Origin of the sequence: Pseudoalteromonas sp. NBT06-2 (assembly GCF_002276045.1) — a bacterium.
In the GTDB taxonomy this organism is placed as follows: domain Bacteria; phylum Pseudomonadota; class Gammaproteobacteria; order Enterobacterales; family Alteromonadaceae; genus Pseudoalteromonas.
On the sequence record NZ_NQMR01000005.1, the window covers coordinates 20,792 to 34,014 of the forward strand.

At 35.4% G+C, this 13,223-nt stretch carries 9 protein-coding genes; 6 read left to right on the forward strand and 3 right to left on the reverse strand.

What is annotated here, in order from left to right; all coding sequences use genetic code 11:
- Window positions 1-10 precede the first annotated feature (10 nt).
- From CJF42_RS01780 to CJF42_RS01800, 5 genes are all read left to right on the forward strand, one after another.
- Entirely contained in the window at window positions 11-574 is a 564-nt protein-coding gene (locus CJF42_RS01780; RefSeq protein WP_095365027.1) for a prepilin-type N-terminal cleavage/methylation domain-containing protein, read from the forward strand.
- 115 nt (window positions 575-689) lie between these two features.
- A complete protein-coding gene (locus CJF42_RS01785) occupies window positions 690-1,337 on the forward strand; it encodes a prepilin-type N-terminal cleavage/methylation domain-containing protein (RefSeq protein ID WP_095365120.1) in 648 nt (215 codons plus the stop codon).
- Window positions 1,338-2,288: a prepilin-type N-terminal cleavage/methylation domain-containing protein gene (locus CJF42_RS01790; RefSeq protein WP_095365028.1), complete on the forward strand. Its 951-nt coding sequence runs from the start codon at window positions 1,338-1,340 to the stop codon at window positions 2,286-2,288.
- A gap of 172 nt (window positions 2,289-2,460) precedes the next feature.
- Window positions 2,461-2,967, forward strand: coding sequence for an agglutinin biogenesis protein MshP (locus CJF42_RS01795; RefSeq protein WP_095365029.1), 507 nt, complete (start codon window positions 2,461-2,463; stop codon window positions 2,965-2,967).
- 57 nt (window positions 2,968-3,024) lie between these two features.
- Window positions 3,025-7,383: a LamG-like jellyroll fold domain-containing protein gene (locus CJF42_RS01800; protein WP_095365030.1), complete on the forward strand. Its 4,359-nt coding sequence runs from the start codon at window positions 3,025-3,027 to the stop codon at window positions 7,381-7,383.
- A 123-nt stretch (window positions 7,384-7,506) separates the two neighbouring features.
- Here the strand turns inward: CJF42_RS01800 and CJF42_RS01805 are convergent, their stop codons facing one another.
- Entirely contained in the window at window positions 7,507-8,385 is an 879-nt protein-coding gene (locus tag CJF42_RS01805) for a DMT family transporter (RefSeq protein ID WP_095365031.1), read from the reverse strand.
- 157 nt (window positions 8,386-8,542) lie between these two features.
- Here CJF42_RS01805 and CJF42_RS01810 point away from each other — a divergent pair, with 157 nt between their 5' ends.
- Window positions 8,543-9,619, forward strand: coding sequence for an OmpA family protein (locus CJF42_RS01810; protein ID WP_095365032.1), 1,077 nt, complete (start codon window positions 8,543-8,545; stop codon window positions 9,617-9,619).
- 132 nt (window positions 9,620-9,751) lie between these two features.
- Here the strand turns inward: CJF42_RS01810 and CJF42_RS01815 are convergent, their stop codons facing one another.
- A complete protein-coding gene (locus tag CJF42_RS01815; protein ID WP_095365033.1) occupies window positions 9,752-9,943 on the reverse strand; it encodes a hypothetical protein in 192 nt (63 codons plus the stop codon).
- 457 nt (window positions 9,944-10,400) lie between these two features.
- Window positions 10,401-13,151 carry a choice-of-anchor B family protein gene (locus CJF42_RS01820; RefSeq protein WP_095365034.1) on the reverse strand — a complete coding sequence of 917 codons (2,751 nt, stop codon included), beginning with the start codon at window positions 13,149-13,151 and terminating at the stop codon, window positions 10,401-10,403.
- Window positions 13,152-13,223 lie beyond the last annotated feature (72 nt).

Below are 13,223 nucleotides of genomic sequence, written 5' to 3' on the forward strand. Positions count from 1 at the left end.
TTAAAGTAAAGTGAAAGCTCGAAATTTAAAACAAAAATCTAATTTAGGTTTCACCTTACTCGAGTTGATCATTACTTTGATTATTGTGGGGGTCCTGTCGGTGACAGTGCTCCCCAAATTTTTTGGCCCAGCATTATTTGATTCTTATACTGCCCGAGACCAAGCGATGTCAACTTTAAGAACCATGCAGCTACGTGCAATGCAAATGACTGCTAATGCAAAGTGTCATAAATTTATTATCTCTCCTAATTTACTTGCGCCGCCTTCCCCTATAACTGATACAAATACCTGTTCTAATACTGCAAGTAGCGTTGATAACCCTAATTATTTATCTATGACATTAGATAGCAGTCGCACAGATGTCACTTTTGATGCTGATAATGCAGCCGGTTCTACTTTCAGCCAAATTGCATTTGATGATTTAGGCAAACCATGCTTAGGTAACCCTGTCACTTTCACTAATGGCCACTGTACCAGTACTAATGAAGGCAATTGCGATACGAGCGGATGTAAAATAACAGTTGGCGAAGTGGCTATTTGCATATCTGGTGAAGGTGCCATTTATGGGTGTTAATAAAAAGAATTCTTGTTTAAAAAAGGGGATATTTCAGATAATAGAATTTTGGCATTCTATTTTAATGACGCTATTCCGGTGTGGTATATATTTTATTAAAAAATGTAATCCCCTTATGGTTTGTGTTTCGACCAAATCTGCAACTCGATTTTTACCTTTTTCTAAGGCGCAGCCTTATCATAACCGTAATGCAAAACAAAATGGTGGTTTCACTTTAATCGAACTGATTTTAGGTATGGTGGTATTGGCAATTGTAATGACCATTATGACTGGCTTATTAGCACCACAAGCGAGGCAAAGTGCCGATCCTGTTGTACAAATACGGGCGACAGAATTGGGCCAAGCTTTAATGAATGAAATACTGGCTAAATCGTTTGATGAGAATTCAGATCGTAGCCCACCTTGGCAACGCTGTGGAGAAGGTGGGGCTATTTGTACTGAAACTGTTAACTTTGGCCCTGAGTGTTTAGATAATACAAAAACAGCGCCAACTTGTACTGGGTCAAGCTTACAGAGTCGAGTAAATTATAATGATGTTGATGATTATAATGGCTTAACCTTAAGTGACTCTGACTTTAAAAACAGTTTAAATCAAGATGTATCTGATTATTATAAAGGTTTTACAGCAACAATATCTGTGGTTTATGATGGTGATTTTAATGGTACTGCAGATACCGATATAAAAGCCAAGCTTATCACCGTATCTATCACGGCCAGTAATAATGAAACCTATGGTTTCTCTGCCTATAAGGGAAATTATTAAATGCTTGAAGGACTTAATTCAGAAAAAACAAACAAAAATTCAACCCGATTTCCTATCACCTTTTCTACTAAGGCGCAGCCTTATATTTACCAAAATGCCAAGCAGGTTGGTGGTTTCACTTTAATTGAATTAATTTTAGTGATTATTATTTTAGGTATTGTAAGTGTTGGAACTATGCAGTACTTATCATTAGGTGCTCAAATTTATGCAGAAGCGACTGAGCGTGATGAAGCGGTAGCCCAATCACGCTTTATGTTGGCAAGGTTGACACGTGAATTGCGTCATGCAACGCCTAATTCAGTTCGGCTAAATTGTGACAGTGATGACAATGATGGTTTTGAAGTAGTGCCTGCATGTGTCTCCTTTCAGTGTTTAGAGTTTGTGCCCTTTAAAGCCAGTTCTATTTATGTGGATAATTTAACAAGTAATACAATTAACGTGGTTGATCCTACTAATTATCCAGATACTACTGCAAATTCTAGCAATGATAATGTAAGTATTTATGCCCTTAGTGCCGACGATGTTTACAAAGCGGCTAATAATAAACGTTTTATTATAAATTCAGCGTTAGATAATACAACGCCTTCGTTAGATACTTGGACGATGTCTGGGGTGTATGCAGATGAATCACCCACTAAAAGGGTTTATGTTCTAGATAATCCAGTGAGTTTTTGTGTTGAAGGTAATGAGCTTTATAGATATGAAGGTTATGGTTTTAAGGAAAATAAAGCAGATTCAAACCCTAATATAGCAACCCATATGATAGGATCAAAAAAAGGCATATTATTAGGTAAATTGATACAAAATGATTTATCTAGCACTGCATTTTTTAATTATCATAATGCGTCTTTAACGCGAAATTCGGTTGTTAATATTCATAGTCAAATGGGTATAAATAGCTCTGAGACGGTTTCTTTTAATCACGAAATTCATTTACCTAATGTGCCATAAAGTGAAATTGATAAAGATTCTTTTTAGTTACACACTTTATTTTAATTGAGTTTAGATTATGTGTATTATTGTTACTGAATATTTTGATAAATAATGTGATAGCTCTTCGATAAAAACAGCTCGGAGGTGACCGCACTGAAAATGTGATTAAAGCACTCAAAAAAGGAGCATAATGCAAAGTATAAAAAAACAAGCTGGCAGCATGCTTATGAGTGCATTATTTATTGCTATTTTAATGCTGGCATTAGGTGTCGCTTTAGTGAATATTTTATCGAGTTCAGCACACAATAATGCGGTGGAATATTATGGTGCTCGCGCTTTGTTAGCTGGCCAAAGTGGTATTGAATGGGCCTTAGTTGAAATATTTGAGTTAAATCCTGATTCAGATCCTGCCGTGGCTAATCAAGCGTCTGTTGATGCATGTAATAACTTTGATGACTCCGCACCAAAAACATTAACTTATTCCGACCCTTATTTATTAAATTGTAGTGCAAAAATCATTTGCAATGCAATAGAAGATATTCCGGATTCTTCCGTTTCAACTGAATTTGTAAATGTATTTAGAATAAGTAGCTCTGCAACTTGTTCAATAAGCAATTGTGCCGCAGGCCATGGCTGCCGAAAAGACTTTTGGCAAACGCAAAGGACCATAAATGTTGAAGCTAAAACACTTAATTAATTTAATGACAGAATTCAAACTTATATATCAGGTTATTGTGGTTTAAAAGGAGTATCAGTGTTCAAGTTAACGAGTTTTATTTATATATCACTTTTATTAGTTCTATGCTTCTTTACACCTAAAGCGGTATCGCTATCATGCGAGGAGACATTTATAGATGGGCTTACGAATAGTGACAATTCAGGCAAAATAAAATTTGAAGGTTGGTCTTTATTAATTAATAACCCAGATACGGTTCTAGCGACGACACTTGTGCAAAATAATGGTTCAATACTAACCTGTAATACTGCAAACTGTAGTTCGCAAGGTAGCGTAGTACCAAAACTCTCTGCAAATTTTGTTAATTACACATCAAATAGTAATTTGACAGTTAATGGCACAACTCAAACAATAACTTCTAATGATCTTAAAAATGTCACTGTTAAAAATTCTGGCATACTTTATATGAGTAGTAGTTTTAATACTTACTATTTTAAACAGTTAAAAGTTGAAAGTAACTCAACTGTGTATATGACTCCAGGTGATTACTACATAGAAAACTTAGAATTTAAAGGGATTAGTAGCCTAAATGTACTGGGCTCAGGTACCGTCAGAATTTTTGCGACAAGGAAAGCCAAATTTAAAGAGTGGTCGGTGATAAACCAAGGAAATGTGGGAGATCCGAGTAAGTTATTTGTTTATTATTTTGCTGAAGGGGAAGATAAAGTTAAAGTTGAAAGTCATGCAACGATATCAGCTTATATATACTCTGAAAATAAGGTTGAAATTAAAAGTAGTGGTGGGCGGTTTTATGGTGCTATTTCAGCAGAAGGTGAAATAAAAATAAAAGAAGGTGCGACAGTTACATATATTAGTACTGCTTTACCAAACTTAGATTTAAATGGTTTATGTGGTGATACGACTCCTACCGCTGAATATCGATTTGATGAAACAAGCTGGGTAAGTGGTGCAACTGGTGAAGTGATTGACTCTATTAATGGTAATAATGCAACGGCATTCTCAGCGTTACCTGTTCCTGGTAAGGTGTGTAATGCAGCAGATTTAACGGCCTCCGGTACTTCAGATTATATTAAATTAAATGAACAAATTTTAGATAATAAAACTCACTTTTCTATTTCTTTGTGGTTAAAAACAGCCAAAGCAGCAAATCAAAGCTTAGTCTCTGGCGCTAATAATAGTAATTTTAATGAATTGATAATGTGGTTTCCATCTAGTCAAATATTCCAACCTTATTTAACTGAGTATCAAAACGGTAGCTTTAGTATTACCGATATCTCTGATGATAATTGGCATCATATAGTGTGGACCCGAAATGGTACGCAAAATTGTTTATATAGAGATAAAGTATTGCAAAATTGTACAACTCATAATGCGAGTGCAATTGATATCGGGGCGTTAATTTTAGGTCAAGAGCAAGATAGTTTCGGCGGAGGATTTGATTCATCTCAAGCGGTAGAAGGGCTGATTGATGAATTAATTATTTTTGATGGGGCAATCAGTTCTGATGAGATAACTGATATTTATGATAATCAAAATGCAGGTCTCGGTTATGATGGTTCAGCTAGAGCATGCCCAGTTTTGCAACCTGTATTAGATATGCATTTTGATGAAGTAAATTACAGTGGTACAAATGCAATTTTAGATAGCTCAGAAAATGACTATCATGGTACAGCCACAAATGTATTACCTGCTGATGGCTTATTATGTAACGCAGCTGATTTAAGTGCTGATTCAACAACAGATTACATCACTATGAATGCTTCAGCTATGAATGGTTTAAGTGATTTCACAGCTATTGTTTGGGGAAAAAGCACATCTACTCAAGATTCAACTATTTTTTCTGGTTTGAGAGATTCAAGCGAACAAGGCAGCAATGAAGCTGTATTTTACTTTGATAATAACAATCATTTTTGGCCTACAATAACCGCATCACCTTTTGATACCGCTAGCCAACTAGGTTCTACGGTAACTATGAATAATGACAATTGGCACCAATTAGTATGGACGAGAAGGGCTAATACGGCACAAAGTTGTTTTTATTTTGATGGTGTGAGTCAAGGCTGTATCACACATATTGATGGCGACGATAATGCCGCATTACAAATAGCGAGTCTCATATTAGGTCAAGAGCAAGATAGTTTTGGCGGAGGATTTGACATTGCTCAAGACTGGGAGGGGTTATTAGATGAATTAATTATTTTTAATACGGTACTCTCATCTTCTCAAATTAATGATATTAAAACCAATGTTGAAGCAGGTAATAACTGGGATGGCACAGCACGTTCTTGTGCTTCAGAAGTTGATCATTACAGAATTGAACATGATGGTGCGGGTTTAACCTGTGAAGCAGAGTCTATAACAATTAAAGCGTGTGAAAATGCAAGTTGTACTAGTTTGTATGGTTCAAGTACAACACTCGACTTTAAAGCGGATGGTGTTATAAAATCGTCTCCTACTTTTACTGGAAATACAACTGTAAATTTAAGTCAAACTACGTTAGGTACCTTAACTTTATCTACTGCAAATGAAACTGTATCAGCTAGTAACCCTTTAGTTTGTATAAATTCAAGCGGTGGAACTGCATGTGATATTGCTTTTACAGATACAGGTTTGAGGTTTACTGAGAGTACTGGAACCAATAAAGTAGATTTAAAGGATCAGATTTCAGGAGCTATAATAACAGATCCCATTTATATTCAGCCTGTTAAAACAAGTCCCGAAACAGGAGCGTGCCAGTCTGTTTATACGGGAGTTAAACCAATCGAATTTCAAGTAGATTGCGTTGATCCAGGGACTTGTAATATCAGTTCTAGTATGAGACTTACTTTGAATGATCAAGCAGGAGAAAATAAAACAATTGCTAAATCAGAAACAGCAAGTTTTACTTCAGTTGATTTAAATTTTGATACTAACGGAATTGCCTCGATTTCAAATTTAAAATTTACTGATGCAGGTAAGGTAAAGCTTAATGTTCGAGCGCCATTACAAGGCTCATCTGATTATATGGTAGGTAATTCAAATGAGTTTATTTTTAGACCAAATTCATTTTCTGTTATCGTAAAAGATGATCTTCACAGTTCAACAGATCCCTCATATGCTGATGATGCATCAGACTCTGTATTTAAAAAAACAGGTGAGACTTTCACTGTTCAAATTCAAGCCTTAAATGCGGAAAATAACCTAACGCTTAATTATGATGACGATGATACCAGTATTAGCTTAGTGCCGAATATAACTTCTGAAGTGCAAGCGCCAGTTGGTGGAGAAGATGGTAGCTTAGCAATTGGAACCTATAAGTTTGTGGATGGCATATCTAAAGTTGGAGCAAATAGCTATTTTAATGTGGCATGGGATCAAGTGGGTATTTTACAACTTGATGCTAGCTTAGATGCTGTAAATTACTTAAATTGGACAAGATCCGGTGAGCCAAGTACTAAAATTACAGGAAGTGAAAATAATATTGGTAGGTTTGTTCCAGCAGCTTTTACTTTAGCGGTAGATCCAACACCAATGTTTAATCATAGTTGCGGTGCTACATTTACTTATTTTGGTCAAAGTTTCACAGGCCAATACACAGTTAATGCTATTTCTGATACCTCAGATTTAAGCAGTATAGCAACAAATTATACGGGTGCTTTTGCAAAAGCAACTATGTCATTTAAAGTTGAAAATAATAATAATGATTTATATCGTTCACATAATGACTTTAAAGATACAAATAATGTACACCGATTGATTCCTCCAAATTCAGCAGGTAGTTGGCAAAACGGTATATTTACATCATCATCTTCTGGTTATGTGTTAAACCGTGATTCAAGTCCTGATGGGCCTTATGAAAATATTAAGTTTGTTTTAATGATCGATGATGGAGAAAGCTCACTGCAAAATATAACTGATTTTTTGAATATGAATGAAAACCCAGATATGAATAATTTACATCCAAACAGTGCTTGTACTTCAGATAATTCATGTACTGGGGTTAAATTTAATGGTGTAAATCAATTTAGATATGGCCGTTTAGCATTATTAGATACCTATGGTTCTGAGTTTGACACTATTCAGGTACCTATGCGCACAGAGTATTTTGATGGTACAAATTTTATACTTAATATAGAAGACAGCTGTAGTGATTACAGTGCAAACTTGGATCAAAAAACACCTTTGAGCCCAAGCCTAACTTTTGATATTAAAGGTACCGCTCCTTATAGGTTTTCTAATGGTACTTATGATGGTGTAGAAGGGGTATACGTAGACCCTTTAGGTTCACAAAAGAACTTTTTAATTGAGCACACTACCACTCCTATATGGTTACAGTTTGATTGGAAAGGAAACGGCTCACAGCTACACCCCCAAGGTGAAATTCAATTTGGCCGCTATCGCGGTAACGATCACGTCATATATTGGCGAGAGCAATAATTACTATTGCTCATTTTTGTTTGCCCAGCGAAGCTGAAATATTTATACTTTTCAGAACCTAGAACCTAGAACCTAGAACCTAGAACCTAGAACCTAGAACCTAGAACCTAGAACCTAGAACTGTTACTTAATCAACTTCTGCACCATCAATCCAGCAACGATAAATAATAACCCAACTAAAGTTGCTGGGTGAATTTCTTCTCCTAAAAACTGATTAATTAAAATCAGTGATATGAAAGGAGAGATAAAAATTAAATTGCTTACTTTTGCGGTATTCTCAGCTTTTTTCATGGCAATGAGCCATAAAACAAAAGTAATGCCCATTTCAAATAAACCCACATATAAAGCAGCTAATGTGCCTTTTAAGTTGGGCAGTATCCAAGCATTTTGCCAAGTAACGACTGCCGCAATTAAAGGTAAACCAACACAAAAACAAATAAATAAGCTTAAAATAGGTTTATCTTTGTTTTTGGTACTATAAATCCAGTATAATGCCCATAAAAGTGTACTGAGCAGTGCAAGGCCTACGCCTAAAGGGTTTTGAAAGTTTAATTGGGCTAACTGTCCTTGGGTACTTATGATTAACACCCCTAGATAAGCAAAGCTTAATGCCGCGATATCAGTTTTTCTTAACTTTTGGCCAAGCATGGGTACTGCTAAAAAACTTAGAGCGATTGCCCAAGTGTAATTAAGTGCTTGCGCCTGTTGCGCAGGTAATAGATCGTATGCTTTGAACAAAATTAAATAATATAAAAGTGGATTTAAACACCCTAACTTAAAATAGAGCGCTTTATTGCGCCTAAACGTAGGTGTAATTTCAGTGAGTTGTTTGTTTTTAGTTAAACATGCAAATAAAAATAACCAACTAAAAACAGCAGCATAAAAAACTAACTGTAAAGGTGATAAATGTTGTAAAGCAAGCTTAAAAGCAGTTGCAACTGTCGACCATAAAAAAACGGCTGCAAGCGCAAAGTAAATAGCGTGGCGCTGATTTTTAATCATATGTAAAGTTCGATTTTTTTGATTATATGTTGTGGCGCTTATTAGATTTTAGCTATTTGATGTTACGCCGAAATAAGGTCGGGTAAAGTATCACAAATAAGCTTAATTTAAGTCAATGATGTATAATATTTTTTAATTAAATAGATAGGGAGTAAATATGAAATTTAACACAGTAGCATGTGGTATTACATTAGGCTTATTAGGATTAGCAAGCACTTCTGTATTGGCAGAGCAAAAAGCTAAAGAAGGTGCATACTTAGGTTTGTTTGCTGATTACTATTGGGCTAACTGGAACAACATTGAAGACAAGCCAGAAGTAAGCTTAGGTGAATCTTTAGGTTTAGGTTTAGAGCTGGGTTACCGTTTCGATCAACAGTGGGCTACTCGTATTGAAGTGACTGCTCATGATTTTGGTATTAAAGGTACAACTCAAGAAAAAAGTGCAACACGTTTTGGTATTGATGCGCTTTATCATCTTGATGATTCACCTTTTTATGGTTTTGCTGGTATTAAAAGAATGGATGTCTACCAAGGCTTCAATATGGCAAACTTAGGTGCAGGCGCAAGACATTATTTTAATGATGATTGGGCTGTTTCTGCTGAAGCAACTTGGTATGAAGGCTTAGATCGTGATTATACTGATTTTGCTTGGAAGCTAGGTATAAACTACTTTTTTGGTGAAACGGCTAAATCAACAACGATACCTGAAAAAAATGTAGCACCAACTCAAGTTGCACAAACAGAATCTAAACCATTAGATAGTGATAATGATGGTGTATATGATGTAGCAGATAATTGTGCCAATTCAGCAACTGCATATGCAGTTGACCTTAAGGGGTGTACTGTAACGCAAGTTCATGAAGCGTCACTAGCGCTATTAGTCAACTTCCCACATGATAACTCAAGTGTGAATGCACAATATTTTAATGAAATTTCGAAAGTCGCTGATTTTTTAGCTAAGCATTCAAACAATACAGTAACACTTGAAGGTCATACTTCTGCTAGAGGTTCTGATGAGTATAATCAAAAACTATCTGAACGCCGCGCTAAAGCAGTAAAAGCAGTTTTAGTGAATAAGCATAATATCGCAGCAGATAGAATTGAAGTGGTAGGTTTAGGTGAAACTCAGTTACTAAATACTGCAAATACAGTGAAAGCTGATGCGCAAAACAGGCGTGTAGTTGCTGTTAAGTTTATGGAAACAGTGAATGTAAAGCGTGACAACAAAATGTAATGATTAAGCCTGCTTAATTATTTATTGCGTTGACGTAAAATAAAGCACATATTGGGTAATATATGTGCTTTATTTTTGATGACGTTATAAAATATTTTAGAAAGAATGACTTGATAAGTTATTATCTTTTAGTTATTTACGAAAAAATAACGATATACCCGCCACAATTGAACCTACGACTAATAAAGTCATTAATCCGCTAAATACTAAAGATAAAACCAATGCTGATCCTACAATAGCACCTGCCATTTTCAATTTTGTTGTGAACTTTCCAGGCTCTCTATCTACAAATGTTCCTTCTGATGTCTGCGTAAATGTCGTCATATTAAGATCCTTATCTTAAAAAATACGATTAATGTTTGCTTGGTATGAATCATAGGGGATTTAAGTCTTGAATCGATGAATTTGTGTTGAACGGTAAAATTAGGTGATGTTTGGTTATTTTAAAGGATAAAACAGATAAGATTATTTAGTTATATACCCAAGCCACTTGATAATGCTTGTTTCAGAATTTATCAGGTGAGTTAGCACAAGGCACATCATTTTAGGAATGCTTATTGCCTTTCAAACTGATGTAACGTAGTGATTACTTATCTGATAAATTCCCTACGGGCGGGTTTTAAATGGTCAACTACCGCGTTATTTATGCTGATAAGGGAATAACCCATTACCTGCAATAAATGTCTTGTATTTGACCATTTAAACTCCCGCTGAAATCATGCATTTCCAAGTAGCTTGGGTATAAATAACCTTATCTTGAATATTACTTTTGAACGTTAACTTATGAAGTTGATTTACTCTTTATTGTTAAAAACCGTAATCTCGTAACAAAAGCCATAAAAATACATAATATATAGATACTACCCGAAGAACTTTGTTGAGGTTCCGGTTGAGTTGGTGGTTCTGGTGGCGTAATAGCGCCAATTACTTTAATTGTGAGGCTATCAGAGCTACTCGCACCTCTTTCATCTGTTACTGTAAGGGTAATAACCGCTTCACCTGTCTCATCTGATGAAGTAAGTTTTGGTTGGATACTGGTTGGGTTGTCTATTGTGATCAGAGGACCCGAACCTTGAGACCATAAATATGATAACTGGTCATTTTCAGCATCAGTTGCATTAGCTTCGGTGTTTGTAATTGATGCATTGGTAGAAAGTTCAATATTGTTACCTGCAAATACTGTGGGAGCTTGATTATTTTCGTCATCTAAAATGGTGACTTGGTACTTAGCTTGTTCGATTAAACTATTAATAGGGTTACTTAATTGAATTTCGAAAAACTCGTCATTTTCCGATAGTTGATCATCTGTAATATCTACAACGATTTGCTTATTGGCAGTGTCGCCGTCACCCCAAGTTAATGTGCCCGAAATGGCTGTGAAATCAGTATATGAAGCTGAGCCTGCAACAACTTGATAATCAACACTTATACTACCAAAACTACCGGCGGTGCGAGCTATATCGATACTATAGTTTTGTTGGTTTTCAGCAATGTTTTCTTTTTGAGCAATAAATGTAACATTACCATTGTGTTCACTCCCTTCTAAATTCACAGTGAGATATTGATGATCGCCTAGTGTGGCACCATTTTTTGGATCATATAATCGGATATAAAAAGATTGCTGTAATGGGGAGCTCAAGTTACTAGGAGAGATGGCAATATCAAATGACTTATCCCCTGATTCTTGTTCTGCCCACGATAAAATACCTTTGGTTGGTGTGTACTCGGTATTTTCTTCTGCGCTACCTGGAAGTGTTTCATAAGCTATGCTAGTACTTATCTCAGAGGCTTTATCTAAATTAACGTTAATTGTGAGAGATGAATCTCTGGGAGTTGCTATAGTTGAACTTGCAAAAGAAATACTACCTTGTTCATTATTAACACGAGTATTGTCTTTTAATACATATAAACCACTGTTGATATCACTCAGTAATATTAAGCCTGAAGGTAAGTATGGGTAAACACCCCAAGCACCATTAAATGATTTATTATCAGATGTTGGAAATGAATCAAAAAAACCAGCATCTTTTGGGTTGGTTGCATCGCTGATATCTAAGATGGTTAAACCTCTTTCATAATTAGACATGTAATATCTATTGCCACGTACAAAGCCGTTATGATCAATTGCTTTTGTTGGACCTTTGTACATACCAGCTAAAACAGGTTGTTTTAAATCTGAAATATCAAATACACGTACAGTGGTATTTAAGCCTCCTTGATACTCATCATATTCATCATGTGCGAAAATATAGCGCTTATCGTCACTGAACCAGCCTGAATGTACATATTGGTTTTCAATTGCTACGTCATCATAGCCGATAGAGCTCAGTTCAGTAACTTGGTTTGTGTTGGTTATATCCCAAAAACGTATCTCTGTTTCATTAAAATCAACTAAAACATTACAAAATTCAGCTGTTGTTTGGCAGTCTCTATTTTTACGTTCATCATCAATTAAAAGAGAGGTTGCATCATGTGTATAATTAGCGCGAGAGTTGGTACTAGGGGTGAATAATCGACTGATGTTTTTAGGTTCTGTTAAAGAAAAACTTGTAAAAGCGCCTCCATAAGATTCTGTGCCTACAATTTGAACCGTCGCAATCGCATTGGGAAGTTGTGTATTTAAGGTATAATCAACATTGTTGATATAGACATTATGAGCAGATGTTCCACTAAGGTTAGTGGCAGCTAAACTGACTGAATTTGGTAAGTTGTTTAAATCAATTATTTTAATGCCGTCACTACTTTCAGATGTGACATAAGCATAAGCTTGGTATGAATGAGTTAATTTATTAAAATATTGATATACTTTTATATCTCGCCAACTGGTATTTGAACCAGATATGAAACCCACTTCTTTAGGGTTTGTTGGTGTTTCTAAGCTATAAACTTTAACACCATTACTTACGCCCATAATTACATATTCGATATGAGTATTAAGATCTACATGTCCCCAAATATCATTACCACTTGTTCCGCTACTTAATGGTACATGAGCGACTAAATCTACATTTTTGCATGGGAATTCACTCGCACTGCCTGCGATACATGCTACATCTTGTTGTTTTTGGCTTAATATCTGGTATTTTTTGAGCTTATTAGCAAGTGATTTTGAAATAACACCTGCCTTTATATCCGTTATTACTTTAAAACCGGCTTTATATAATTGGTCTGCCATTGAAACAGGTACACCTGTTAAAGTGGTTTGATTGACATCTGGGCTTTGTACTTGAAAATGATCAAATTTATTATAACCTCCGCTCACAGGTACAAGTTGGCTTTGTAGATAAAAAATGTCTGATTCATCTTGAATATTATATTGTCCACTAGCAACTAAAACTTTATCGCCTTTACTGGCTTGTTGTACTGCATAATGTATGGTTTTACAGGGGCGAATGGGATTATCACATTTACCTGTATCTTTACCTGCGGAATCAACATATCTTGATTTGTCATGTTCAGCATGTGCTATTATTTGACCGCTGTATAGCGTCGTTAGTAATGCAATGCTATGTAATAAATATTTCTGGTACATAAAGATTACCTGTGTTTATAATTATTATTTTCTCAATTTATCACAGATTGAATAATATTAAAAAGAGGTAAT